The organism is Thermovirga lienii, from assembly GCF_036847465.1.
Classification (GTDB): domain Bacteria; phylum Synergistota; class Synergistia; order Synergistales; family Thermovirgaceae; genus Thermovirga; species Thermovirga lienii.
Genome location: NZ_DAITZW010000011.1, coordinates 17212 through 42810, shown reverse-complemented (window position 1 = coordinate 42810; position 25599 = coordinate 17212). Strand labels below are relative to the sequence as shown.

Below are 25599 nucleotides of genomic sequence, written 5' to 3'. Positions count from 1 at the left end.
CATCCATTCAAATGAAGCGTTCCGCCGTGGATGCAGAGGCTTCCCCTAAGCCCAAGAAATCTGAGAAGGCCGTCGAAGAGAAACCTGTCGAAGAAGAAACTAAAAAAGAGAATTAGTGCTCGTGTAGCTCTGCGTATGGGGAGTGGATGCCACACATCCGCTCCATTTTTTATGAAATAAATATGTTTTTCTTTTCTTTTTCCATTTTTGAAGTTTGATAAAAGGAGGACAACGATGATGCTGAGAAGCGATAAGTGGCGGCTGATGATTGTGATTTTGGTCATCCTGGCTGCTGCTTTCACCATTTACCCAATAGATGGGAAGATAAAGTTAGGGTTGGACCTAAAAGGAGGAGCCCACATACTGCTCAAGGCCAAGGGCACTCCCGAGAATCCTGTTACCAACGATAGCATAGACAGACTCATAGCAGTTTTGAGAAACCGCGTAGACCAGTACGGAGTCACTGAGCCGGTCATTCAGAGAGAAGGGCAAGATAGGGTCATTGTGGATTTGCCGGGTGTCTCCGACCCTGAAGCTGCTTTGGAACTCATAGGTAAGACTGCCCAACTTGAGTTCAGAGAGGTCCTTAGCGCTCAACCTCCACTGCCACCAGGTCCCCAAAGACAGAATTACGACAGTCAGGAAGAATACGAGGAGGCCCTTTCCAGGTGGAATGCCTTGAAAGAGGAGCGCGATGCCTTTATCTCTCAACTTAAGGATGAGGTAAAAGGAAAGGCAGGTCTTGCCATATCCACTGATGACGAGGGAGCTGTGTATTTGCTCGGCAAGGTATATGTTACTGGTAAGTCCCTGGTGGATGCCAAGGCCACATACGACAATATAGGCAGGCCTGTGGTGTCCCTGGAGTTCGATAAGGAAGGAAGCAAGCTTTTTGAAGAGGCGACAGCTGCAAATGTAGGTAAGCAGATAGCCATAGTTTTGGACGGAAAGGTTATTTCAGCCCCTGTGGTCCAGGAGAGGATAAGCGGTGGAAGGGCCCAAATTTCGGGAAGGTTTACAGCAAAAGCAGCACAGAGGCTAGCTATAATGCTCAGGGCTGGTGCTCTGCCTGTACCAGTGGAGATACTGGAGAATCGATCCGTTGGCCCCACGTTGGGAGCTGACTCCATTCGTTCGGGGTTGAAGGCTGGACTCATAGGTGCCATACTGGTTGTGGTTTTCATGTTCATCTATTATCGCTGGCTCGGAGTCGTAGCGAATATCGCCCTCTTTACAGCCATGCTTCTTCTGTTCGCTGGTTTGATTAGCCTGAAGGCCACTTTGACCTTGCCGGGTATAGCGGGAATCGTGCTCAGTATAGGTATGGCCGTGGATGGCAACATCTTGATATATGAACGCATCAAGGAGGAGCTGCGTTCTGGAAAGACTTACTATGCTTCCGTTGATGCCGGGTTCCGCAAAGCCTTTACAACCATAGTGGATGCCAACCTTACCACCCTTTTGGCGGCGGGAGTTCTGTTTTATTTCGGCAGTGGCCCAATAAAGGGCTTTGCAGTGACCTTGAGCATAGGTATCCTGGCTAGCGTCTTCAGCGCAGTGGTGGTAACGAGGGCTCTGTTGCAGACCTTTTACAGATTACATCGGGCTAAGTCCGTAAGGTAGAAGCGGGGGAGGAGTATGATCATGACAAGGGGAAATTTTTCAATCAATTTCATGAAAATCAGGAGAATAGCCCTGCTTCTGAGTGCTGTCTTGATACTAGGAAGCATATCACTTTTGATGTCCCGTGGTTTGAACTTGGGGATAGATTTTAAGGGGGGCAATCTCCTTCAAATTGAGTTGCCTGAGCCAACGAATGTTTCCGAGGTGCGAAGCGCAATGAGCGAGGCTAAAGCGGAGCAGGCAGTGATTCAGGCCTACAGCGATCGGGGCTTCATAATAAGGTTGAAGACCGATAGCGATGAGGAGGTTAACAAAGTAATTTCAGTTATGAAGTCCAAATACCCTGGCATGGAGCTTTTGCGTCTGGAGAAGGTTGGGCCGGTGGTGGGACAAGCTCTAAGAAAGCAGGCGCTGATTGCGGTGTGCGTGGCCTTGCTGGGAATCCTTGCATATATAACTTTCAGGTTTAGATTCCGCTTCGCGGTCGTGAGCGTCCTGGCGTTGATTCATGACTCCCTGATAACTTTAGGAGTTTTCAGTCTGACGGGTAGGGAGATATCTCTGCCATTCATAGCAGCCATACTAACTATTGTAGGTTACTCCCTTAATGATACTATAGTTGTGTTGGATAGGATAAGAGAGAACTGGAAGCATGTGAGCAAAGAGGGGATCATCAACGTACTTAATATGTCCATAAATCAGACCTTGTCCAGGACAATAAACACCTCTTTGACGACCTTCTTGCCCGTTACGGCACTGTTCATATGGGGAGGTCCTGTTATTGTCAATTTCGCATTCGCTATAATGGTGGGGATCATAGTGGGTACGTACAGCTCCATTTATATAGCAAGTGCCCTTTTGGCGGAGTGGTACAAAGCGTCGCCGGAGAAAAGGTAGCTTGAAATAATTACACTGAAAGGAGTGTGCCGGGATGTCCATGTCAGCTTTTGACAAATTGAAAGGGATGGTATCGACCACTCTCGTAGAGAGAATAGTGAGGACGGTAGAGAGTGGGGACGAGAGGAAGCTGGCCAATTTGTTCGACCTCTTGTCCAAGTTGGCCCCTGCAAGATACCTTAGGGAAGGTTTTGCACAGTTAGCTCAGATGGCCAGAGAGAACCACCCTTTCGTGGGGGTTTTCAGAAGGGTCTTTACTGAACTCAACGAAAGCTGTAGGAAAAAGGCCATTCTGAACTTTATGGTCAACTTCATAATCCTGGGGAGAGCCATAAGAGAGAGAAAAGAGCAGCAGCTTGGAATCCACATACCAAACTTCATGGTAATAAGTCCTACCATGCGATGCAACCTTCACTGTAAGGGCTGTTATGCTTCGGCTTATTCCGAGGAAGATGACCTTCCCTTAGAGGTCGTTGATCGAGTCATCCGTGAGGGTAAGGAGCTGGGTATGTATTTTTATACTTTCTCTGGTGGAGAATGTTTCGTTAGGCCAGAACTCCTTGACCTCTGGGAGAAGCATGATGACTGTTATTTTCAGGTTTACACCAACGGGACCTTGTTGGACGAAGCTTTGACGGATAGATTGGCCAGAATGGGCAACGTAGCTCCTATGGTTTCGGTTGAAGGCTCGAAGGAAGAGACGGACTACCGACGGGGGCCGGGCACCTATGAGAAGGTTATGGAGGTTTTCGACCGTCTGAGGAGAAAAGGAATTTTATACGGGTTTAGTGCCACCTTTACCAAAAGCAGTGCCCAAAGCATTCTCAAGGATGAGTTCATTGAGCGGATGCTGGATAAAGGTTGCAAGGTAGGCTGGTTTTTCCAGTACATCCCGACGGGCAACAAGCCAGACCTCGACTACATGGCTACCCCTGAGCAGAGAGCAGCACTTCATGAAAAGGTGGAGGAGTGGAGGAACAAGTATCCCATATTTCTGGGAGATTTTTGGAACGATGGACCATACGTAGATGGATGTATGGCTGGAGGACAGCGGTATTTACACATTATCTCATCGGGAGACGTGGAGCCCTGTGTCTTTGTTCACTTTGCGGTGGACAACATAAAGGAGAAATCTTTAGTGGATGTGCTTCAAAGCGACTTTTTCAAGGCTATAAGGGAAGCACAGCCGTACGAGGACGACAATCTCCTATGCCCGTGTCTGATAATAGACCATCCCCAAGTACTGAGGGAACTAGTTGAACGCTACGGAGCCAGGCCGACCCACCCTGGTTCAGAAGCGCTGTTGAAGGATTTAGCCCCAGGACTTGACAGGTACAGTGAACGCATAAAGTCAATTTACGGCCCCCTATGGGAGAAAGAGGGCAGGGAGAAATACCTCAAGAGCCTTGAAAAAGAAGACGACAAAAGAGTCTGGGAGAGAGCTAGGAAGCATGCCAAAGGCAAATAGGTCGTTTTTGCTTTGAGAGGGAAGGTGGTAAAGGTGAGAAGTTACGCTCTAGCGATAGCGGTGGCCATGCTGGTTTCTGCGCTCTATGCTTTTCAGAACCCCCAGGAGGTACTTGTGAAGTTCTTTAGCTGGGAAAGAACTTTGCCGCAGGGCGTCTGGGAGGTTTTGATTTTTGCAGCTGGGGGAGTCTTGATGTGGCTAGTCTCCTTGTTTGCCCTTATGGAGAGCCGGGCCAAGCTGGTAAAGCAACTCAAAGAAAAGGATAAAAGGATAAAGGAATTGGAAACAGAAAAGGAATCCCTTATAAGGGCGATAGGGGAGACTAAGAAGACATCTGGCCTTGGGGAGGAACCCTCTTCAAAGGTTGATCCTGCGGCCAAAGACGAGACACAGCAGGTTGAGAACGAGATCAAGAAGGAGGAATAGTAGGGCGTTTTGAACGTTTGTCAATTAGAGAGACTTTCATTCAAATCCGTGGAACCCCAGGACCTGGAGCTGGCCGCCAGTTGTTCTTGTTCACCAGTGGTGGCAGCCCTTTTGAGGATAAAATACGGCTTCGACAAGAGCAACGTTTCCAAGGCTCGGGAGTGGCTTGACCCGAGCCTAAAAAACGTCGTGGACTCCCTGGAATTTACCGAAGAAGAGAAGCTTGCTGCGAAAGTATGGGAGAGGAACAAGGGAGCCAGGCGGGTAGTAGTTTATGGCGACTACGACGTAGATGGCGTCTCCTCTACGACCCTGGCAGTGGAGCTAGCCCTTAAAAGCTTCACGAACGTGCGCTATTTCATCCCTCACAGACATGAGCAGGGATACGGAGTCCACAAAAGTGTAATTAGAAATTTGATTAGCAACCAATGCGACCTTCTGATAGTGGTAGATTGTGGAACTAAAGACATAGAGGCTTTATCGGATGCAGCGAAAGCAGGTATGGACGTGTTGGTGTTTGACCACCATGTTCCAGGGGATGTCTTGCCTGAGGGAGCAATAGTGGTAAACCCTCACGTGAGGGGAAGTACAGAGAGCCAAACTCTCTGTGCTACAGGGGTTTTATGGAAATGGGCCTCAAAAAGTAGCCTTTTCGACCCTGACTGGTTGAAATCCAAGCTGGATTTGGTTGCCCTTGCAACTATTGCTGATTCTATGCCGCTGGGCCTACTGAACAGGGCATTGGTTAAAGAAGGAATGAAGGTTCTTCGAAAGCAGACCAGAAGCGGTCTTGGGACGCTGGCGAGCGAGATGGGCCTTATGGTGAGACTCATTGATGAGGATGACCTTGCAATGAAGGTTATACCTGCTCTCAATGCCGCAGGAAGATTGGATTTGGCGGAACTTTCGGTGAAGGTCCTTTTAGGGCAAGACGACGTCAGACTTTGCGTCCAAAAGTTGATATCGCTGAATAGGAAGAGACAGTATCTTTCCAGCAACCTGCTGGAGCAGTTGTGGCCTTTAATAGAACAGGGGGAGCATGTAGTATGTGACAAAAGATGGCCCGCTGGTGTTCTAAGCGGCGTTGCCAGTCGGTTGTGCAGTGAGACTGGCAAGGCCATAGCTTTGGCTGCCCCCGTTGGGGAAACCATCAGAGGAACACTGAGGGTGCCTAAAGGTTCAGATGCTCTTCAGGTTCTTACGGAGGTATCTCCCTACCTGGAGGCATGGGGTGGACACAAGTTTGCCGCTGGGTTCTCCGTTGATGTCAAGCACTGGGACAAGCTTAAAGACGCCATGACTGACATATTGAAGGACATAGAGCCAGTTTCCGAGGAGCTGGAAGTGTTAGAGCTTTCCCCTTCATCCCTCTCGCTGGATGAGGTCCGACAGATAAAAAGGCTTGGTCCCTTTGGAGTGACAAACCCTGCTCCTTTGTTCTTCGCCAAGAGGGAAGAGCCGCTAGTCCTGTTTCCTCTTGGCCGAGAGGGCAAACATTTCAGGATAAAATCAGGAAAGGACAGTTATATAGCCTTTAACGGAGCGCCATATAAGGATATAATAATAAATTCATACGGATGGGTTTATAGGCCTAAGATAAATTATTGGCAGGGTAACGTGAAATTAGATATGCTGCTGGAGCATGTGGTGCAGCTGTAGGGATATGCAGGATGGATGAAAAAAAAGAAAGATCCAAGCATGATGAAGTTGAAAAAGCAGACAATAAACCCAAGGAGCCCCTTTTAACCAGGGAGCGAAAGTCACTGCGTCTTCTGAGGGATAGTTTTGTTGGGCGTATTCCTGAGGATCAGAGGGATATGTCTGTGAAGATGGCGTGGCAGGAGTTTTGGGCCAGGGCATCTAGTTATTTGTCCAAGGAAGACCTGATAAAGTGCGGTGAGGCGTTTGTTTTTGCCGCCTTGGCTCACGATGGTCAATTTAGGCTTTCCAAGGAGCCTTACGTGGTTCACCCCATCAGGGTTGCAGCCATCTTGGCTGAGATGGAGTTGGACGTAAACACTTTGGAAGCTGCTTTACTCCATGATGTGTTGGAGGATACGTCGGTCACTCCAGAGGAACTTTCCAATAAGTTTGGAAGGGATGTCCTTCTCTTAGTGGACGGGGTTACCAAACTTGGTAAGATCACCTTTAAATCCTTTGAAGATTATCAGGCAGAAAACCTGAGAAAGATGTTTTTGGTGATGGCAAAGGATGTAAGGGTGGTGCTTATCAAGCTTGCCGACCGCCTCCACAACATGAAGACCATACAATATCTGAGGATGGACAAGCAAATCAGGATAGCGAAGGAAACCCTCGAGATCTATGCTCCTTTGGCTCATAGGTTGGGCATTTACCAAATAAAGAGAGAACTGGAAGATGCAGCTTTTAAGATCGCCGATCCAGAGGCATATTATGACATCAGGCGCAGGGTCAAAAAGAAGCTTCCGGAACGGGAAGAGATAATAAAGCAGGCCATGACCATCCTGGAGAAGAAGCTGAATGAGATGGGCATAAAAGCCCATATAACTGGCAGGGCAAAGCACTTTTACAGCATATACGAGAAAATGCGCAGAAAAAATTTATCGTTGGAGGAGCTTTTTGATCTTCTGGCGTTGCGCGTCATAGTTGACGATGTAGCCACTTGTTATACCGTGCTGGGTGTGGTTCACACGATTTGGAAGCCCTTGCCTGGGCAGTTTGACGATTACATAGCCAATCCCAAGAGCAACATGTATCAATCACTGCACACAGCGGTCATAGGCCCCAGCGGTGAGCCTCTTGAGGTCCAAATAAGAACGTGGGACATGCACTGGTTGGCCGAGTATGGCGTAGCATCCCATTGGCGGTACAAGGAAGGCAAGCAGAAACTTGACGAGCTGGATCAAAAGCTGTCTTGGATAAGACAGGCATTGGAGACTCAGGCTGAGACCTCTGAGCCTTCGGAGTTCTTGGAACATCTTAAGGCTGACGTTCTGTCATCTGAAGTTTTCGTCTTCACTCCAAAGGGTGACGTCATCTCCTTGCCGGCAGGCTCCACGCCATTGGATTTTGCCTATACCATTCACACTGAGGTGGGCAACAAGTTCATCGGTGCGATGGTGAACAACAGGATAGTTCCCATAGATTACGAACTTCAAAACGGCGATATAGTGAAGATCCTTACATCTCCTCACGGAAAACCTTCTAGAGATTGGCTTAACATCGCCAAAAGCAGTAGGGCCAAAAGTAAGATAAGGTCCTATTTTAGGCAGTTAGAGAAGAGCGATCGAGAAGAGAAGCTAGCCAAAGGAAAGGAATACCTCGTAAGGGAGATAAAGAAAAGGTTAAGCAAGGAAAAAGATGAAGATAAAGATAAAGAGGTGGTCCTATCAACAGCCGTCTTGAACAAAGTGGCCAAAGATGCGGGGTACTCCAACGCGGAGGACTTGCTGGTTGCTATAGGGTCCGGAGAGATGGGATCATCCCAAGTGGCTTCGAAGTATCTAGGGTTGGAGACTTCAAAAGCAATAAAAGAAGAACCCCCCTTAGATACGGCGAAGGAGAGAGAGGAAAGCAAAACCTATGACACTGAAATAGTGGTTCAGGGCATAGAAGGTCTTCTTGTCAGCAGGGCAAACTGCTGTAAGCCCATTCCAGGAGATCCAATAATAGGAGTGGTAACGAAGCGAAGAGGAGTAACGGTCCACAATCGAGGTTGTCCCAATGTAGAGAAGGTCCCTGAAGAGAGATTAGTTGAGGTGGAGTGGGGTCATAAGAGGTCAGATCGCTACAGCACCAGACTGCGAATAGATGGGACCGACCGGCCAGGTTTGTTTGCTGACGTGGCTCATACAATCAACACATGTGATGGAACGATCCTACAGGTAAGGGCCTCCGTCACTGGTACGGGGCGAGCGAGAATGCTTGTGGATTTGAAGGTAAGAGATATAGAGCATCTATATCAGATAATAGCTAAAATAAACGCTGTAAAGGGTGTAATAGAGGTAATACGGGGGTGAACGTTTTTGCGAGCGGTAGTTCAAAGGGTTGATTGGGCAAGGGTTGTGGTTGAGAATGATACTGTTGGAGCCATAGATAAAGGACTTTTGGTCCTTCTTGGCGTAACGGGTGACGATTCCGATAGGGACGTTAGCTGGATGGCGGAGAAAATCGTCAACTTAAGGATCTTTGAGGATGAAAACGGCAAAATGAACCTTTCCCTCAGGGACGTCGGAGGCAAAGCCTTGGTGGTCTCCCAGTTCACCTTGTATGGTGATTGCCGCAAGGGGAGAAGGCCATCCTTCGTCAAGGCTGCAGAACCTGCAATGGCTGAAAGATTATATGAATCATTCATGGATGCCGTAAAAGATCTTGGTGTTGCAGTAGAAAGGGGAAAGTTTGGGGCTCACATGAAGGTGGAGCTTTGTAACGATGGACCGGTCACTCTTATAGTGGATAGCAAGGAGGTCCTAGGACAATGAACATTAAGAGATTTCCCTTAGGAGATTTGTGGACCAATGGCTATCTGGTTTGGGATTCAAGGGGAATAGGTTTCTTTGTGGATCCTGGCGGGCCCGTGGATGAAGTTATAGAATTTATAGGGAACAACCAAATCCAACTGGAAATGGTGCTTTTGACTCATGGCCATTCTGACCACATTTGTGGTGTAGAAGGCATAAGGCCTTTAGCGAAAAAAGGAGTAGGAATACATGAGTTTGACGCCCCAATGTTGGAAAAGCCAGAGCTTAATCTCTCCTTATTCCTGAGCAAGCCCTGTGCTGCTGCTCCAGCGGAGATGATGCTGAAGGACGGACAAGTTTTGGAAATGGGTTCTTTGAGGATTGAGGTCATCCATACGCCCGGGCACACCAAGGGTAGTTGCTGTTTCTTGGTTAAGGACCAAGAAGAAAATATTCTTTTGTCAGGGGATACCCTTTTTGCCCGGAGTGTGGGAAGGACGGACTTACCTGGCGGAGACCCAAGAGCCCTGGAAGTCTCTCTTAGGAAACTGGCCCAGATGCCCGATGAACTCAAGGTGTTTCCAGGCCATGGCCCCGAAACGGTCATAGGTGCCGAGAGAGTGAATAACCCCTTTTGGCCTACAGAGAATTAAAGGCCTTCATAGAATTTTATTGAAAGATGGTGAAAGGGATGTTTGGTTCATTGGCTGGGATTTTTGGCAAGGACATAGGCATAGATTTGGGAACTTCCAATATAGTGGTGTACGTGAAAGGCAAAGGAATAGTGATAGACGAACCTTCAGTAATAGCTTACCGAAGGGCTAATCGGAAGAGTACGAAGGAGATAATCGCCTTCGGGCGGGAAGCCAGAGCAATGGAAGGCAAGACACCCAAAGGTGTTGAGGCTGTAAGGCCATTGCAGAATGGTGTGATAGCCGATTTTGAGATGACTGGAGCGCTGATAAGCCATGTATTGGATAAGGCCAGCGGAGGAGTGGGCTTTTTGAGCCACCCAAAGGTGGTTATCTGTGCTCCAGTGTACGTTACCGAGGTGGAGAGGAAAGCCTTCATAGACGTAACGTTGGATGGCGGAGCCAGGGAGGCATACGTAATAGAGGAGCCATTGGCTGCAGCCTTAGGTGTTGGATTGCCGATAAACGAGCCGAGGGGAAGCATGATACTCGATATTGGCGGAGGGACAAGCGAGATAGCGGTGCTTTCTCTAGGGGGGGTCGTTGTAAGTAATTCCCTTCGGATGGCAGGTAACGACATGGACGAGAGCATAATAAACATGGTAAGGCAAAAGTATACCCTCGTCATAGGACCTTCCACCGCAGAGGAGATCAAGAACTCCCTTGGCTCGGCGTTGCCCATGGACAACGAGAAAATAATGGAGATAAGGGGTAGAAACCTAAAGGATGGACTGCCCAAGTCCATATGTATCTCCAGCTCGGAGGTCCGAGAGGCTATCGATCCCGTCATAGTCAAGATAATAGAGATGGTTAGGGAGACATTGGAGGAGACCCCTCCGGAACTAGCAAGGGATATAGCTGATCAGGGGCTGGTGCTCACCGGAGGTGTAGCTATGCTTGAAGGTCTTGACCGGAGGCTTTCGGAGGAACTCAACGCTCCGGTTATAAGGGCAGAAGAGCCCAGATACTCCGTGGCCAAGGGATTGGGTAAGCTGTTGGATAACTTGGACTCCATGAGGAAAGTGATAATTTCCGTGGGGCACGGTATGCGCTGATAGAGAAAAAGCCTTTAAAAGCAGGTGAGTTAGTTGCTGAGACAGGTCAATTCGGCGATAATGCATGGAACTTTTGCGATTCTGCTGGGGGTAACGTTGCTTCTGGCATCTGCGAATAATCCCGGCGTCCATAGGATTTTCGACCTGTCGGAGAGAGTCCTGCGAATTCCGGAGTTTCCTGCCTTTGTTGCCAGGAGGTTTGTTGCCAAAGCGGTGTTCTGGTTTGATCAAGGTTTTGTCCTTAAGAAAGAGCTGGAGGCGTTAAGGGATGAGAACACAAGGCTCAAAGTTCTTCTTGCCTCCAAGGAAAAGAAAAAAGGACAAAGGGCTAAATCAAATATCCTGACTGCGGATGTAACTCTTCGTAGACCTGAGGAATGGTGGGTAAGCTTTAGGATAAACAAAGGAAGCCGCGATGGAATAAGGCCTGGATATGCAGTTTTAAGCAACGGCTTTCTGGTTGGTCGAATCTACAGAGTCGATGCTGACCAATCCTGGGTCAAGCTTCTGACAGGGTCAGAAATGCTTGTGCCGGCCGTTGTGGCCGAGACCAGGGACTTGGGGGTTGTTGCCGGCGACGGTAAAGGCAATTTACGGCTCCTTTATATCCCATCGGAAAGCCCAGTTGGGGCAGGAATGAACGTTGAGACGGCCCTGGTCAACGAGTACCTGCCAGCGGGTCTTGCAATTGGCACCGTTGGGGTCCTTTTGGAGTCCAAGGACGGGTATAATACCTTTGCCGTCAAGAGCAAGGCCAGTTTTTCTCGGTTATATGAGGTCCAGGTATACATACCTGGTGGTGATGCCAAATGATGGTTGCATCCCTTTTAATGTGGTTTTGTCAGGACCTGCTCCAGGTTTTTTTTATGGGATGGGTCCTGATGCCCCATCTTTTTTTCATGTACATGTTTTACCAAACTGCAGCTTTGGATCGTAAACTTTCAGGAGCTATATGGGTGACCTTTCTGGGAGGCCTTTTGTGGGATCTGAGGTGGTCTAGCCTTCTTGGGCTCAATGCCGTAGCGTACGTGGGAGCACTAATGCTTTCTTTCTGGCTATGGAACCTGATGCCCAAGAGTGGTCGCACCCCCCTAATTTTTGCCTCGATAATGTTTATAGGCCATTTGTGTGTGGCTGTTTTTCACCTAGTGGTTTTGGGTATTACATCCCAGCATATGTTAAATCAGGTTGTTCTCCAGCAAATATATGCCCTGGTGTTGTCTTTTATCTTCGGCTTTGTGTTTTTTAAGCGAGGGGAAAAGAGCAATGCCTCATAGGCTTGACCCAGGCGAGAAAAGAATCCAGGCACTCTTGTGGTTGGTGCTTTTTTCCATATCTCTGTTGGTCTTGGCGCTTTTCAGGTTTCAGATTCTTCAATCGGACAAATACATAAACTTGGCAGCCCAGAACAGGTTGCGATTCATACGTCTTCCTCCATCAAGGGGAGACATTGTGGATGCCAACGGAGCCATTTTGGCTACCAGCATGAAAGTGTTCGATTTGATAGGGTATCCGCAGGACTTGCTTAAGGATGAAAGTATAAACATCCTTGAAAGAGTGTTTTTGAGGCACGGAATTCCTTTCACGAAGGACAAGATAAAAGCGACGATAAAAAAGCAATACAGTGTTCCTTACAATGCTGTCACTGTCCTTTCCAACCTCACGATTGCGCAGGTTTCGGATCTGGTAAGCGATCCCGAGTATCCCGAGTTCCTCTATCCTTTGCCGGTAATGAGAAGGGTCTATCCTACGGGGAACCTGCTACCCCATGTTTTGGGATACGTGGGGGAAATTACCAAGGAAGAGCTCGAAAGCTTGGGAGGGAAAGGATATAGAGGGGGAGACATAATAGGAAAGGCCGGAGTAGAACTGATTTACGAGGATCAACTTAGAGGAGAATACGGAGAAGAGGCCATAGAGGTAGATGCCAGGGGAAGAAGAGTTAGGGTAGTGGATCGAAAGGAGCCCGTGCCGGGAGATAGGATAGCCTTAACCATAGACCTCAACGCGCAAAGCTATGCAGCTTCCCTTCTAGGCGACAGAAAAGGCGTGGTGTTTGCCATGGACGTGAGAAATGGAGATGTGAAAGTTTTGTATAGCTACCCTGGATATGACCCCAATGCCCTTGCTTGGGGATTATCAAGTAAGGAATGGGCCCTAATGCTTAAGGACAAGGACAAGCCCATGATGAATAGGACTATAAGTGGCACATATCCTCCGGCATCTACTTACAAGCTGTTGACGGCTTATGCGGCCTTAGCGGAGAAGAAGATTACCCCTAGTACGACTTACTACTGTCCGGGAGCCTTCAAGTTGGGCAACAGGACGTTTAGGTGCTGGAAAACTACCGGACATGGGACTGTGAACCTGGAGAAGGCGATCAGGGAGTCCTGTGACGTGTATTTCTATCAAGTGGGCCTTAAGACAGGTATAGATGCAATAACCTTTTGGAGCAGAAAGTTTGGATTGGGAAGCCCCACAGGCATAGATCTTCCTGGAGAAGCATCAGGTCTTGTGGCTGATCCTGTATGGAAAAAACGGGTATTTAATGAAAGTTGGTATCCAGGGGACACGGTAAATTATTCTATAGGGCAAGGGTTTTTGCTAACCACTCCTATACAGATGGCCAGGGTCTTTGCTGCCATAGCAAACGGAGGCAAGTTGGTGAGGCCCAGGCTGTATGCAGGACGCGCTGTTGAAGTAGATGATTTGGGTTTATCTGATAGATTTTTGAAGATTTTAAGGAATGCCTTATATCAAGTGGTCAAGTCGGGAACCGGTAGGCTTGCAGGAGGTTATGGAGTTGAGGTTTCAGGTAAGACTGGAACGGCTCAAAATCCCCATGGAGAAGATCACGCGTGGTTTGTGGGGTACGCTCCCTCTAAGAAACCTGAATATGTGGCTGTGGCCTTAGTTGAGGGTGGAGGTCATGGAAGCAGCGCTGCGGCTCCCATTGTGGGGCAGGTACTCAGTTTTCTTTGTCGCGGTCCCAGATGATGTGGTTATATGTAAAAAATGTGACATAATATTTATAATAAAATAACTGGCTGGCAAAATACTTGGGAAAGGTGACACGCATGGATTACTCTGGAAAAGTACAATTCAAAGGTGAAGGTGAAGGTATCCGATTGCTGATATCGGAGGACATCCCTATGGACTGTCTACATGATGCTGTAAACGCTGCCCTGGATAAGGCAGAAAAGCTAGCGATAGGGGTCCCGCTTATATTGGATTTCAAAATGCGACCCCTGACCCAGAAGGATGTTGTCAGTTTTTTGTCCAACGTGGTGATGAAAAGGCCATTGAAGATAAAAGAATGGAGGGCCTTGGATAGGGGGAGCAAAGAGGTCCTTGCGCGTATGGGATTTAAAACCCAAGAAGGGCAGAGAACCTATCAAGGTAAAGGGACCCTTTTCGTTCAGAGGTCGCTGAGGTCTGGGAATACCATAGAGCATGATGGCGATGTTATAGTGTTAGGCAACGTCAACGAAGGTGCGGAAATATATGCTACAGGTTCCGTTTGTGTGTGGGGCAAGCTGTGTGGTTTGGCCCATGCAGGATGTGAAGGTGACGATGATGTTTTCATAATAGCGGGCTCCTTTGAAGCAAACCAGGTAAGGATAAGCGATAAGATATCCTATGTTCAACCTGATACTTTCTGGACGGGCAAACCTGTAAAGGTTTATGTTGATCAAGGTAAGATAGTGGTCTCGGAGCTTTCTGGGTAGGAAGGTTATCAAGACTATATAAGATCTTATTATTAGAGTACAGCAAAACCACCTAAAAGCATGGAGGGATATTCCTTGGATACTAGGATAATAGTTGTCACATCGGGAAAAGGAGGCGTAGGGAAAACCACCGTCACAGCCAACATATCTGCGGCCTTGGCGAAGGAAGGCTACTCCGTAGTTGCGATTGATGCCGATATAGGGCTCAGAAATTTGGATGTGGTTATGGGGCTTGAAAATCGCATAGTTTACAATTTAGTGGATGTAGTGGAGAAAAGCTGCCGTTTGGAACAGGCCTTGGTAAGGGATAAGCGAGTCGATAATTTGTACCTTTTGCCCGCTGCTCAGACCAGGACAAAGGACGCTGTTTCTCCAGAACAGATGCTTGAGCTTTGTGAATCGTTGAGAGGGTCTTATGATTTCGTTATCATTGACAGCCCCGCAGGCATAGAGGGAGGTTTTAGGAATGCCGCGGTGGCTGCCGATGAGGCATTGGTGGTAGCCACTCCGGAAGTGTCCTCGGTCAGGGACGCAGACAGGATAATTGGCCTTTTGGAGTCTGATGGTAAAAGGAGCATAAACCTCATCGTGAACAGGTATCGTCCTCAGATGGTGAAGAAAGGCAACATGTTGGATGTGAGCGATGTAAGCGAGATATTGGCTGTAAAGCTGCTGGGAGTTGTTCCAGAGGACGAGGAGGTAGTGGTCTCCACCAATAAGGGGGAACCTTTGTCGTTGGGGCACAATTCTCCTGCTGCAAGGGCGTTTAGGAACATCTGCCATCGCCTCCTGGGGAAGGACATACCCCTACAGTATCCTAACGAGAATGAGGGCAAGGGGTTTTGGGAAGGAATAAAAAGTCTGTTCAGGTTATAAAGGAAAAGGAGTGAAGTCATGGGTTTCCTTTCTCGCTTTTTTAAACTCGGAGATTCTAAAAAACAGGCCAAGGAGAGGCTTCAGCTTGTTCTTATCCATGATAGGGCAGACATCTCTGCCGGCATGATGGAGATGCTTAGAAAGGACATCATAGAGGTTATAAGCCGTTATATGGAGATAGACGAGAGCCAAATAGAGCTCGAACTGGAGAAGGAGAACAAATCTGTGGCATTAGTCGCCAATATTCCGGTAGTGAGGGTCAAGAGAAATTGCCGCGACGTCAAGGTGGGCCCAGATAAGACGAAGTAGAAGACGGGAGGGTTATGAGAAAATTTTTAAAGTCTATGTTGGAGGGATTTTCTTCTCTCCGGAATATGGATTTTTGGGCGCTCGCTGCAGTGTTGCTGCTCTTTATGGTGGGCCTTATAAGCATATACAGCGCCACGGCGTCAAGAGGCTATATAGCAAGATATTTTGTCTATCGACAGATTATATGGGGCCTTATATCATCAGGGGCATTTTTATTGGTCTTTTGCGTGGGATACCAAAGGCTCTTGAAATGGTCTGCCATTATATATGCAATGGTGCTCCTTCTTATGGCCTTTGTTTTAGTTGCGGGAACCATATCGAGGGGCTCTCAAAGCTGGATAGACATAGGAAGGCTTCTCCATCTAGGTCAGGTGAGAATACAGCCATCTGAGCTAGGCAAGGTTTCTTTGGCTTTGGTGCTGTCCTCTTGGCTTTCCAGGTTCCCTCCCAGCAGGTTTAAAAATTTCCTGGGTGCTTTAATTATCGCAGGTTTAAGCGGTATGTTGGTGTTGTTACAGCCTGATCTTGGAACAGCGGCAGTGTACGCCTGTGTGACCCTGGGGATCTTGTTTGCTGCAGGGGCTCCTAAAAAATACATTGGTACCCTGATAGCGATCGCGTTGGCCTGTTTGCCCGTGGGATGGCATTTTTTGAAGGAGTATCAAAAACTGAGGTTGCTGGTGTTTATAAATCCTTATCTCGACCCCCTGGGAGCAGGCTATAACGTAATCCAGTCTCGAATAGCCGTAGGAGCGGGAGGCCTTTGGGGCAAAGGGTTTTTGAAGGGAACCCAAAGCAAGCTGTATTTTCTTCCGGAGCCTCATACTGATTTTATATTCAGCGTTTTTGCAGAGGAGTTCGGCTTCATAGGCGCTGCGTCGATAGTAGTGTTGTTTGGATTTCTGCTTTATAGATTACTGAAAACAGCGAGGCTCACAAAAGACAAGAGAGCGAAGATGTACATAGTAGGGATTTCAGCGTGGATATGGTTTCAGGTTGTGGAATCCATCGCTATGAGTATGGGATTAGCCCCGGTGACGGGGCTGCCCTTACCTCTCCTTTCGTACGGAGGTAGTTCTTTGGTCTCTATAAGCGTGGCCTTTGCTATTGTACAGAGTATTTATGCCTCTACAAAGAAACAATATAAGCTTGCGCCAGATTAAATTAGGAGGAGCGTTTTGATAGATGGATTTTCCAGAGAGGTTTGACCGACGCAAATATATATTGAGCAAAGTAAAAAAGCCCTGTCGCTATATTGGTGGCGAGTGGGGGGTAGACTTGTCTGCAGACTGGGAAGACCCCAAAAAAGTAAAGCTTTGTCTTGCCTTCCCCGACACATACGAAGTAGGGATGAGTTACTTAGGCTTCCAGATCCTGTTTGACCAGGCAAGGCGCATTCCTCACGTTTCTGTAGATAGGTGCTACTGTCCCTGGCTTGACATGGAGCAGGAGCTCAGAAGGGCCAACCTTCCTCTTACAGGTATAAATTCCGAAAAGCCTTTGTGTGAGTTTGATGTGGTGGGGTTTACTCTCCAGTATGAGCTAACCTACACCAACATACTGACCATGCTGGAGTTGGGCGGTATTCCGCTGAAAAGCTGCGACAGGAGCAATAGTGATCCGCTGGTAATAGCTGGAGGGCCGGGAGCTCTTTGTCCTGAACCCCTTGGGGATTTCTTTGACGTGTTTTGCCTTGGGGATGGAGAGATCCTTCTGCCTGAACTGTTGGATGTAGTAAAAGAGACAAAAAACGACAGGCTTGCTGCGATGGAAGAGTTGAGAAAGCGGCAAGGTTTTTACGTCCCCTTGCTTGAGGAAGCCCCTTTTGAGGAAGGGATCACATACAAAAGACGCGTGGTGCCCAATTTGGATGAGGCGTTTACCCCTACTTCAATGCTGGTCCCTCTTTCAGGTATAGTTCACGACCGGGCGGCCGTAGAAGTCTTCAGGGGCTGCACTCGGGGGTGCCGTTTCTGCCAAGCAGGAATGATATATAGGCCTTTAAGGGAGCGCTCTCCCAAGAACGTGGTAGAAATTGCAAAGAAGATACTGAAAGCCACTGGGTGGGAGGAGCTTGGTCTAGTGTCTTTGGCCTCCTGTGATTACTCTGGGCTAAAGGAAGTAATAGATGGCATTTCGCCTTTCCTGGATGAAAAAAAGGTTACTCTTAGCCTGCCCAGCTTGAGGATGGATGCCTTTTCAATAGAGCTGGCCCAAAACCTAAAGGCCGTCTCAAGGAGCGGTTTGACCTTTGCTCCTGAGGCCGGTACTCAGCGGTTGAGGGATGTAATAAACAAAGGCGTTACCGAGGAGGACATCAAGAAGACCTTCGAAGAGGTTGCAAAAAGAGGCTGGGAAGGTGTGAAACTTTACTTCATGATGGGGCTTCCAACGGAAAAAGAGGAGGATTTGGAGGGCATAATAGAGGTGGCCAAGGAGGCCATGAATAAGGGCAAAGGCTATGGGAAAAGGCTAAAAGTGAACGTCTCGGTGGCTGGATTTGTTCCCAAGCCCCACACTCCCTTCCAATGGGAACCTCAGGCAACAATGGAGTACCTGAATCAGGCGGGAAGATGGCTTAAGGGGCAGGCTAAAAAGGGAGGCTTCAAACTTAGCTATCACGATCCTGAGCAGACTTTCTTGGAGGGAGTTGTTGCCAGGGGAGACAGGAGCGTCGGAGCTGCCATAGAGGAGGCGTGGAAAATGGGTGCCCGGTTCGATGGGTGGTCTGAATGTTTTGATTTGGGCACCTGGATGAAAGCTTTTGAGGCCGTAGGAGTAGATCCTTACCAGTATGCGAACAGGGCAAGAACCCTGGAGGAGGTCCTTCCATGGGATCACATAGACGTAGGAATATCCAAGGACTTTTTGCGGAGAGAAAGAGCTAAAGCTCTGGCCGGTAAACTTACAGTGGATTGCCGGGGTGGTAAATGTAATGCATGCGGTTGGGAGACCCGAGGGTGTCCGGTAGTAGAAAGGGTAAGTGACAGATCATGATGAGGTTGAGATTCATCTATGAAAAAAGGGGACTTTTAAGTTTTGTTCCTCACGTAGAGTTGCCACCACTTATATGCAGAGCCATGCGTCGTGCAGGATACTCCATAGCCCGCACGATGGGGTTTTCCCCCAGAGACAAAATAAGCTTGGGTCCTGCCTTGCCAATAGGAGTTATAGGATTGGCTGAGCCTGCGGAGATATGGTTGGAAAAGCAAGATGTTCCCCAGGTCGAGCAGATCAATAGATACATGCCCGAGGGGCTGAGATTCCATTGTATAAAAGAAGTTGATGCAAGGGTGCCAAGTTTGAACAAACTCTGCACTGCGGCGCACTACAGGGTATACTTCAACGTCGAGAATGCCTTGGATAAGCTAAGGTCCTTTTCTGTAGAGGAATGGGACGCTTTGGGTAAGATTGAGCATCTAGTTTTTGGCAACGACTACATCGAATATGTTCAGCTTGATCCCGCAAGGGCAGGGCTTACCAAATTGGTTTCTGTGTTAAAAGAAAAAGGTGCAGTAAAAGGATGGGAGGACCTTTTCATGGTTCGACTCGCAGTTGGTGTTCTGAAGGGAGGAGAGGTGTGCCCCCCAATGGGGCCTGCGGAATTAGATGGTTAGCGAGCCAGTGGATAAGAAGATTTTTGCTAATTGCATAGATCCTGAGGAGATGAGGGTTGCTATAGTAGAGGATGGCAAACTGGTCGAATTGTTTGTGGATCGCCTCTGGGACAGCCAGAGGACAGGTGACATATACAAAGCGAGGGTTGACAGCGTTTTGCCCGGTATGAATGCCGCTTTCGTCGATTTGGGGCAGGGGAGAAACGCTTTCTTGTACCTCGCCGAGGCAAAAGGTTTGAAGATAGAGAAAAATCAAGAATTAGTGGTACAGATATCGAGGGCGGCCAGGAAAGGAAAGGGTGCCAGAGTTACCACAAGAATATCTCTGCCGGGCAGATATCTGGTTTTGGTTCCTGGCGGAACAGATGTGGGGGTATCAAGAAAGGTCCCTTCCGAGGAAAGGGAACGTTTAAGGGTTTTAGGCAGGAAGATACGTCCGGAAGGTTTTGGTTTGATCGTCAGGACGGCAGCGGTTGGGACCGATGAAGAATTTCTTTTGAAGGACGTTTCCGAACTGCTCTCTACGTGGAGAGAGATTGAGCATGAGGCCTCCATGCAGAACGCTCCATGCCTTCTGTACCAGGATATGGGCCTTTTGGGCAAGGTCATAAGGGACGAGTTGGACGAGTCCGTTACGGAGATAATAACCGATTCGGAAGAAGAGTTCCAAGCAGCGCTGAATTACGTTGAACGTTTTTGCGCCAAAGGAAACCAGCCAAAGGTCTTTTTGCATAGGGGCAAGATGCCTCTTTTCGAAATGTATGGAATCGAAAAGGAAATCGCCACGGCCTTGGATAGAAAGGTATGGCTCCACTCCGGAGCGTACCTGGTAATAGATCAGACTGAGGCCTTGACCGTCATAGACGTAAACACAGGGAAATACGTGGGAGACAAAGACCTCAGAAAGACAGTCCTCACGACGAACATGGAAGCAGCAGAGGAGATAGCCAGGCAGCTCAGGCTCAGAGCCATAGGGGGCATAGTCGTCATCGACTTCATAGATATGGAGAGCGAGGACGATCAGAAGGCTCTGCTCGAGCGCCTGGAGGATGTTTTCAGAAGCGACCGCTGTAAAGCCAAGGTTTTTGGATTGACTAGATTGGGGCTTGTTGAACTGACCCGCAAGAGAGCGAGGTCCGATATGAGAAGTACCTTTACCAGAGGGTGTCCCTTCTGTGGAGGGACGGGTCAAGTCCTTAGAGAGGAGAGTATATCAGCTGCCATAAAGCGTTTTTTGAGGAAAGTAGTCAAGTCCAGTGCCCCAGAAGCCATACTTATAGAAACTAGCAATGCCATAGCGGACTTTATACATGGGAGCATTCAAAGGCAGTGGGAAGAACAGCTGGGGATAAAACTCTTCATAATGGCCAACGATAAGATGGCGTGGGACAAATACAGAATAGAATATCAGGGGAAGCTAGAGCAGGTGCTCCATAGAGTAAACCTGCTCAAGGAGAGGGAGGCAGGATGCGTTGTTTATAGAACGGATCCTGCTTAGAGGTTTTAAAAGTTTCGGAGGGTTTCACCGATTGGATCTTTCGCCTGGTTTTACGGCGGTGGTGGGCCCTAACGGCAGCGGGAAAAGCAATATCCTCGATGCGTTGAAGTGGGCTTTGGGAGACTCTAATCCCGGAAGGCTCAGGATCCAGAGGCAGCAAGATCTTGTTTTTCAGGGAAGTGTGACTAAACCGCCGGCCAAGTTTGCGGAAGTGACCTTGTTACTCAAGGATGAAGGCAGTTTTTGCGAGATAAAAAGGCGATGGTCGCCCTCTGAGGGGGGGACTGTGCTGGTAGATGGAGAGAAGGTCAGGCTCACCGACCTGGATGAGGTCAAAAGAAAATGGAAACTGGGTGTCGACCGCTTTGCCTTTATAGGGCAGGGCGAGATAGCAGAGGTAATACAACAAGGACCATCTCAAAGGCGGGAGCATTTTGAGGCCCTTTTCGGCATTGATGTATACAGAGCACAGAGGGAAGGTGCTTTAGCGAGGCTAAAAGAGGCGAAAGACGAACTGGTCAGGTTGGAAACCCTGGCAGCGGAGCTAAGAAACAGGAAGGAATCTATTGCTCCAGAGGTATCTAGGGCTCTTAAGGCAAAGGAACTCTTGGACCGCCTCGATGAACTTAAGAGACGCTACTACTTTATCAAGAAAAACAATGCAGAAAAGATCATCTTGGAGGTTACCGAAAAGATCAGGTTGTTAGAACGAAACCAGCTCTTTGCGGCTCTATGGCCCCGCCTTTGGGGGATAGGGCTGGAGTACGGCGAATCCAAGAGACAAGAGCTTCAGGGACGGGTTAAGAAACTTTGGGATGAAAGCCAAAAGAAATCCATGTCCTTGGAAAACATGAAAAAAGAGATGTTTGGACATGGAACTACAATCAAAGATTTTTTGGGGCACGAGGAAGGAATTTTAGAGGATCTAAATAAAGAGAGGGTCTTTCTGGAGAATTTGTTGGAAGAGAAAAGCGAAGCAGAAAAGAGCGTAGCTGAAGCTCAGGAACGCCTGCTGCACAAAGAGGATCTCCTCAAGGCCATCAGGGAAAGACGGAAGCTAATCGATGAGGAAATAAAGGAGAGAGAGAGAAGAAGGAATGGGTTGCTCAAGAGGAAGGAACATCTTGAGAGAAACCTTGAACTTTTGCGCTCCGATTTATCCAAGACAGGAAAGATTTGTTTTGATTTTGGCAAGGAGAGGGACGAGCTTCAGCTCGAAATAACAGCTCTTCAGGGAAAAATATCAGCCCTGACTGAGGATGAGAGGAAAGCTCAAAAGGACCTAGAGGAAGCTTTGGCGAAGCATGGAGGATTCTTTTCAAAGCTTCAGGGTGCAGCCTCCCGTCTTCAAAAATTGAGAAAAGAGATAACCAAAACAGCTTCTGTTGTGGAAGACATAGAAGACACCATATATGGACAAAATTACCCAAAGCCTGTAAGGCATTTGCTTTCAGCTTCTAGATTGGGCAGGTTGGGAGTGAAGCTGTCAGTCGTAGCGGAGACCATTGAAGGACCTCAGAAGATACTTTCGGCAATAGAAGCTTTCCTTGGGGGACGCCAGTATTGGGTGCTTGTAGAGGATTTGGACGCTGCCGGTCAGTGTATCAAGAGCTTGAGAGATAGCGCTGCAGGTAGGGCTACCTTTTTGCCTTTGGAGAAGGCAAGACCGCGCACTCCATCAGCCGAATCTCTTATTGAGGGATTGGATGGGGTTATATCCTGGGCTTGTGACCTCATAAAGATAGACGAAAAATGGGAGACGGCCATCAGACATTTGATGGGTGATCTGTTGATCGTGAAGGACTACGACACGGCGAAAGAATTGTCGAGGAGGGGGTTTCCCTGTCCCATTGTCACATTGGAAGGAGACGTGCTCAATCCGTCAGGGACCGTCGTAGGAGGCTCCAAGGACAGAAAGACGGGGGCTATCACTTCTAGGGCCCATTTGTTGGAGAAGAAAACATACCTTGAACAGCTTGAAAGGGAGAAAGAATCTCTTCAGAGGGAAATAGAGCTTTTGGAGAAAGAAGAACATTCTTGGTCTTTAAGGAAACAAGCAGCTCTACGTGATGCCGATTTGGTGAAAAGCGCCTTGGAGGAAACACGAAAGAGGCTTTCTAGGCTTGAGCAAAGAAAGGAAGATGTCGAGTGCCTTAGGCAAAAGGCGTTAAAGAAGTTGAAAGAGCTGGGAAGAGGTTATTTAAATGTTTTGCAGGAATTGGAGCAACTAAAGGAAGATCTCCTTGTCGAGGAGGAAAAGCATTTATCCATAGGGGAACTCAAAAGGGAAGAGGAACAGGCCAAGGTAGCGGTAGAGATAGAGGCAGAGAAGTTGAAAGCTGCGCAGGATATCTTGAACAGAATCGCTTCCGAGGAAGAGCGCCTCAAAAAGAGCATCTCCTCCAGAGAGGAATCTGCCAGGCTGTCTGAACAGAGGAGAAAGTTCGCTTTGGAGGCGCTTAAGGCCCTGGGAAAGCAGTATTTATCCGAGTGGAATGCTCGCAACGAGTTGATTGGTCGTATCCATGAGATTGAGAAGGAAATTGGATTGTGGGAGGACAGGTTGTCTCACTTAAAGAAGAAAAAGGCCATGGCAGACATTAGGTTCAAGGAAAGGACATTGGAGATAGAGGAGTTGAAACTGAAAAAAGCATCGGCTGAGACGGAGCTGGCAGAGTTGGCGGAGATGTGGGACGGGCAGGCAATAGGACCGTCACCATTGGAGGAGACAGAAAGAAGGCCAGAGGAGATAAAGAAGAAGATAAGACAGCTGGAAAGAACACTAAAAGAGATGGGAAACGTCCAAATGGGTGTCCTTTCCGAAGATGAATCCCTGCAGAGAAGGTTGGAATATCTAGGGGAACAGCTAAGGGATGTAAGTTCCGGGATAGAGGAACTGGAGAGACTGATATCCAAGGCCGATGAACACGCAAGCCGGATTTTCAAAGATGCATTGAGGAATATAAACTCGCGTTTCAGCGAGCTGTTTAAAAACCTCTTTGGAGGAGGAGAAGCACAATTGAGGATGGCCGAGGGCGGAGATCTTTGGGAGTCTGGAGTTGAAGTCATTGCCTGTCCTCCAGGAAAGAGGCCCCAGCACATCGGCCAGCTATCTGGAGGAGAGCAGTCCCTTGCTGCCATTTCCTTGCTCTTTGCAGCCATGGAGGTTGCAGAAGTTCCTATAGCAGTTTTGGATGAAGTGGATGCTGCGTTGGACGAATCCAACCTGAGACGATTTGCCGCCCTTGCCGAGGAGTATGGGAAGAGGATACAGCTGCTTTGTATGACCCACAGGCGTGCAACAATGGAGCATGCGGATATCATGTACGGAGTCACCTTGTCTGAGCCGGGTTTGTCTCAGATTGTGGGGGTGCGCTTGGAGGATTGGGATTGATGGATATAACCCGTGACGATATTTTGTACGGAGAACTGGTACTGAAACAGCCAGTGGATGGCCCTAGGGTAAACGTGGATACCGTGCTTCTGGCTGCCTATTGTAGAGTGAGGCGTGGTGAGAGGGTTTTGGAGTTGGGGGCTGCTCATGGTGCAGTAGCTTTGCTTTTGGCCAAAAGGTACCCCCATGCCTCGAGCATAGAGGGTCTTGAGGTCCAAAAGGATCTATGGGAACTATCAAGGCAGAACGCTGAGGAGAACGGCCTTTCCGATAAGGTGACGTTCAGACAGGGGGATCTCAGGGAGGTAAGACGGCTTTACAAAAGCCAGTCCTTCGATGTGGTAGTAGTTAACCCTCCATATGACGAAATAGATAGGAGCAGACCTAGCCCTAATTTTAGAGAGGCCACTGCCAGGCACGGGGTGGCTTGTACTTTCGAAGATGTTGCGGCTGCAGTCAAGTTCCTCCTGCGGAACAAAGGCAGGCTCTATCTGGTAATGAGAGCCAAGAGGCTTGCCGAGGTGTGCAGCAAGTTGACCCAGAAGGGGCTTCAACCTAGACGTTTGAGGTTAGTCCATCCGAAGCCAGAAAGCGACGCTTCAGTTTTTTTGATGGAAGCTACCAGGTCCGATGGAATTGGCATGCTTGTGGAGCCTCCTTTGTTTATTCACGGAAGCGATGGCTCTTACACGGAGGAACTATTAAGAGCCTACAGGATAGGTGATAACCTTTGCCGTTAGTGATAGTACCTACTCCCATAGGAAACATGGAAGATATCACTCTACGAGCTTTGAGGGCTCTGCGCCAGGCAGACATCGTGGCTTGTGAAGATACAAGAAGGACCAGGAAAATACTTGAGCGATTCAACATCAAGGCAAAGCTCGTCTCGTACCATGAGCATAACGAAAGGCAGAGGACTCAGTGGCTCCTGGGGATCCTGAGAGAAGGAAAGGTGGTGGCCCTTGTATCCGATGCAGGAACTCCGGGTATATCGGATCCAGGAGCAGTGGTTATAAAGGAGGCAATAAAAGAGGGGATAAAGATAGAGGCTTTGCCAGGACCTACGGCTCTTATACCAGCTTTACTGCTGTCAGGTTTTCCGTTGGAGTTTTTTTCGTTTTTCGGTTTTCTGCCACGGAAGAGAAAGGAGAGAAAAGCTTACTTTGAAAGAATAACTAAAGCCCCGCCCCCTGTGGCTCTATATGTATCTCCCCATAGAATAAAAACCGATATCTCAGATTTATTGGAAGCCTTGGGCCCCGTAGAGGGTGCAGTGATCAGGGAATGTACCAAGGTCCATGAGGAAGTGGTGCGAGGGCCCTTGAACGTGCTGTTGGAGTGGGCAGAAGAAAATGAGCCGAGGGGTGAGATGGTGTTGGTTCTATATCCTTCTTGCCATGAGGAAGATAAGGAAAGGCAAGTAGATGGGAATGGTTGGTTATGCAAAGCCAAGGAACTCATAGATAAAGGCGAAAAGGTAAAAGATGTTGCAAAAAGGATACAAGAGGAGTATGGTATACCGAAAAATAAAGTAAAAAAAGAGCTACTCCATATGAATACTGAAGAAAGGAGATGAG

22 protein-coding genes are annotated in these 25599 nt (G+C 48.3%); all 22 read left to right on the top strand.

Annotated features, from left to right (window positions below; translation table 11 throughout):
* Positions 1-237 precede the first annotated feature (237 nt).
* The 22 genes from secD to rsmI all read left to right on the top strand — a co-directional run bounded on the left by secD (position 238) and on the right by rsmI (position 25598).
* Positions 238-1623, top strand: coding sequence for a protein translocase subunit SecD (gene secD / locus V7Z69_RS04910; protein WP_334138879.1), 1386 nt, complete (start codon positions 238-240; stop codon positions 1621-1623).
* A 21-nt stretch (positions 1624-1644) separates the two neighbouring features.
* Positions 1645-2520, top strand: coding sequence for a protein translocase subunit SecF (gene secF, locus V7Z69_RS04905; protein ID WP_334138875.1), 876 nt, complete (start codon positions 1645-1647; stop codon positions 2518-2520).
* Between the two features lie 34 nt (positions 2521-2554).
* Positions 2555-3988, top strand: a complete 1434-nt coding sequence (locus V7Z69_RS04900; protein WP_334138873.1) for a radical SAM/SPASM domain-containing protein — start codon at positions 2555-2557, stop codon at positions 3986-3988.
* A 33-nt stretch (positions 3989-4021) separates the two neighbouring features.
* Positions 4022-4414, top strand: a complete 393-nt coding sequence (locus V7Z69_RS04895) for a LapA family protein (protein WP_334138871.1) — start codon at positions 4022-4024, stop codon at positions 4412-4414.
* A gap of 9 nt (positions 4415-4423) precedes the next feature.
* Positions 4424-6073, top strand: a complete 1650-nt coding sequence (locus V7Z69_RS04890) for a single-stranded-DNA-specific exonuclease RecJ (RefSeq protein WP_334138869.1) — start codon at positions 4424-4426, stop codon at positions 6071-6073.
* A gap of 11 nt (positions 6074-6084) precedes the next feature.
* Entirely contained in the window at positions 6085-8412 is a 2328-nt protein-coding gene (locus V7Z69_RS04885) for a RelA/SpoT family protein (protein ID WP_334138868.1), read from the top strand.
* Positions 8413-8418: 6 nt separating this feature from the next.
* Positions 8419-8874 carry a D-aminoacyl-tRNA deacylase gene (gene dtd / locus V7Z69_RS04880; protein ID WP_014162772.1) on the top strand — a complete coding sequence of 152 codons (456 nt, stop codon included), beginning with the start codon at positions 8419-8421 and terminating at the stop codon, positions 8872-8874.
* Entirely contained in the window at positions 8871-9506 is a 636-nt protein-coding gene (locus V7Z69_RS04875; RefSeq protein ID WP_014162773.1) for an MBL fold metallo-hydrolase, read from the top strand. The genes dtd and V7Z69_RS04875 overlap by 4 nt, the downstream gene beginning before the upstream one ends.
* A 26-nt stretch (positions 9507-9532) precedes the next feature.
* Positions 9533-10600, top strand: coding sequence for a rod shape-determining protein (gene mreB, locus V7Z69_RS04870; RefSeq protein ID WP_334138865.1), 1068 nt, complete (start codon positions 9533-9535; stop codon positions 10598-10600).
* A gap of 33 nt (positions 10601-10633) precedes the next feature.
* Entirely contained in the window at positions 10634-11413 is a 780-nt protein-coding gene (mreC, locus tag V7Z69_RS04865; RefSeq protein WP_334138864.1) for a rod shape-determining protein MreC, read from the top strand.
* On the top strand, positions 11410-11877 hold the full coding sequence (gene mreD, locus V7Z69_RS04860; protein WP_334138863.1) for a rod shape-determining protein MreD: 468 nt from the start codon (positions 11410-11412) through the stop codon (positions 11875-11877). The genes mreC and mreD overlap by 4 nt, the downstream gene beginning before the upstream one ends.
* Positions 11867-13597: a penicillin-binding protein 2 gene (gene mrdA / locus V7Z69_RS04855; protein WP_334138861.1), complete on the top strand. Its 1731-nt coding sequence runs from the start codon at positions 11867-11869 to the stop codon at positions 13595-13597. The genes mreD and mrdA overlap by 11 nt, the downstream gene beginning before the upstream one ends.
* Before the next feature lie 80 nt (positions 13598-13677).
* On the top strand, positions 13678-14328 hold the full coding sequence (minC, locus tag V7Z69_RS04850) for a septum site-determining protein MinC (protein WP_334138877.1): 651 nt from the start codon (positions 13678-13680) through the stop codon (positions 14326-14328).
* 75 nt (positions 14329-14403) lie between these two features.
* On the top strand, positions 14404-15204 hold the full coding sequence (gene minD / locus V7Z69_RS04845) for a septum site-determining protein MinD (RefSeq protein WP_334138860.1): 801 nt from the start codon (positions 14404-14406) through the stop codon (positions 15202-15204).
* A gap of 18 nt (positions 15205-15222) precedes the next feature.
* Positions 15223-15513: a cell division topological specificity factor MinE gene (gene minE, locus V7Z69_RS04840; RefSeq protein ID WP_334138859.1), complete on the top strand. Its 291-nt coding sequence runs from the start codon at positions 15223-15225 to the stop codon at positions 15511-15513.
* Between the two features lie 65 nt (positions 15514-15578).
* Positions 15579-16676, top strand: coding sequence for a rod shape-determining protein RodA (rodA, locus tag V7Z69_RS04835; RefSeq protein ID WP_334138857.1), 1098 nt, complete (start codon positions 15579-15581; stop codon positions 16674-16676).
* 22 nt (positions 16677-16698) lie between these two features.
* The gene (locus tag V7Z69_RS04830; protein WP_334138855.1) at positions 16699-18510 is read left to right on the top strand and encodes a TIGR03960 family B12-binding radical SAM protein; all 1812 of its coding nucleotides are present in this window, start codon (positions 16699-16701) and stop codon (positions 18508-18510) included.
* A complete protein-coding gene (locus V7Z69_RS04825) occupies positions 18507-19130 on the top strand; it encodes a TIGR03936 family radical SAM-associated protein (protein WP_014162783.1) in 624 nt (207 codons plus the stop codon). Before V7Z69_RS04830 ends, V7Z69_RS04825 begins: the two co-directional genes overlap by 4 nt.
* Positions 19123-20628: an Rne/Rng family ribonuclease gene (locus V7Z69_RS04820; protein ID WP_014162784.1), complete on the top strand. Its 1506-nt coding sequence runs from the start codon at positions 19123-19125 to the stop codon at positions 20626-20628. The genes V7Z69_RS04825 and V7Z69_RS04820 overlap by 8 nt, the downstream gene beginning before the upstream one ends.
* Positions 20603-24022: a chromosome segregation protein SMC gene (gene smc / locus V7Z69_RS04815; RefSeq protein ID WP_334138854.1), complete on the top strand. Its 3420-nt coding sequence runs from the start codon at positions 20603-20605 to the stop codon at positions 24020-24022. Before V7Z69_RS04820 ends, smc begins: the two co-directional genes overlap by 26 nt.
* Positions 24022-24762, top strand: a complete 741-nt coding sequence (locus V7Z69_RS04810; protein ID WP_334138853.1) for a tRNA1(Val) (adenine(37)-N6)-methyltransferase — start codon at positions 24022-24024, stop codon at positions 24760-24762. The genes smc and V7Z69_RS04810 overlap by 1 nt, the downstream gene beginning before the upstream one ends.
* Positions 24762-25598, top strand: coding sequence for a 16S rRNA (cytidine(1402)-2'-O)-methyltransferase (rsmI, locus tag V7Z69_RS04805; protein WP_014162787.1), 837 nt, complete (start codon positions 24762-24764; stop codon positions 25596-25598). The genes V7Z69_RS04810 and rsmI overlap by 1 nt, the downstream gene beginning before the upstream one ends.
* Position 25599: the final 1 nt, after the last annotated feature.

Excerpts from the sequence above, each read along its gene's own strand:
- secD (WP_334138879.1), top strand. The coding sequence starts at position 238 with ATGCTGAGAAGCGATAAGTGGCGGCTGATGATTGTGATTTTGGTCATC.
- secF (WP_334138875.1), top strand. The coding sequence starts at position 1,645 with ATGACAAGGGGAAATTTTTCAATCAATTTCATGAAAATCAGGAGAATA.
- V7Z69_RS04900 (WP_334138873.1), top strand. The coding sequence starts at position 2,555 with ATGTCCATGTCAGCTTTTGACAAATTGAAAGGGATGGTATCGACCACT.
- V7Z69_RS04885 (WP_334138868.1), top strand. The coding sequence starts at position 6,085 with ATGGATGAAAAAAAAGAAAGATCCAAGCATGATGAAGTTGAAAAAGCA.
- V7Z69_RS04875 (WP_014162773.1), top strand. The coding sequence starts at position 8,871 with ATGAACATTAAGAGATTTCCCTTAGGAGATTTGTGGACCAATGGCTAT.
- mreB (WP_334138865.1), top strand. The coding sequence starts at position 9,533 with ATGGTGAAAGGGATGTTTGGTTCATTGGCTGGGATTTTTGGCAAGGAC.
- mreD (WP_334138863.1), top strand. The coding sequence starts at position 11,410 with ATGATGGTTGCATCCCTTTTAATGTGGTTTTGTCAGGACCTGCTCCAG.
- mrdA (WP_334138861.1), top strand. The coding sequence starts at position 11,867 with ATGCCTCATAGGCTTGACCCAGGCGAGAAAAGAATCCAGGCACTCTTG.
- minC (WP_334138877.1), top strand. The coding sequence starts at position 13,678 with ATGGATTACTCTGGAAAAGTACAATTCAAAGGTGAAGGTGAAGGTATC.
- minE (WP_334138859.1), top strand. The coding sequence starts at position 15,223 with ATGGGTTTCCTTTCTCGCTTTTTTAAACTCGGAGATTCTAAAAAACAG.
- rodA (WP_334138857.1), top strand. The coding sequence starts at position 15,579 with ATGGATTTTTGGGCGCTCGCTGCAGTGTTGCTGCTCTTTATGGTGGGC.
- V7Z69_RS04830 (WP_334138855.1), top strand. The coding sequence starts at position 16,699 with ATGGATTTTCCAGAGAGGTTTGACCGACGCAAATATATATTGAGCAAA.
- V7Z69_RS04825 (WP_014162783.1), top strand. The coding sequence starts at position 18,507 with ATGATGAGGTTGAGATTCATCTATGAAAAAAGGGGACTTTTAAGTTTT.
- V7Z69_RS04820 (WP_014162784.1), top strand. The coding sequence starts at position 19,123 with ATGGTTAGCGAGCCAGTGGATAAGAAGATTTTTGCTAATTGCATAGAT.
- V7Z69_RS04810 (WP_334138853.1), top strand. The coding sequence starts at position 24,022 with ATGGATATAACCCGTGACGATATTTTGTACGGAGAACTGGTACTGAAA.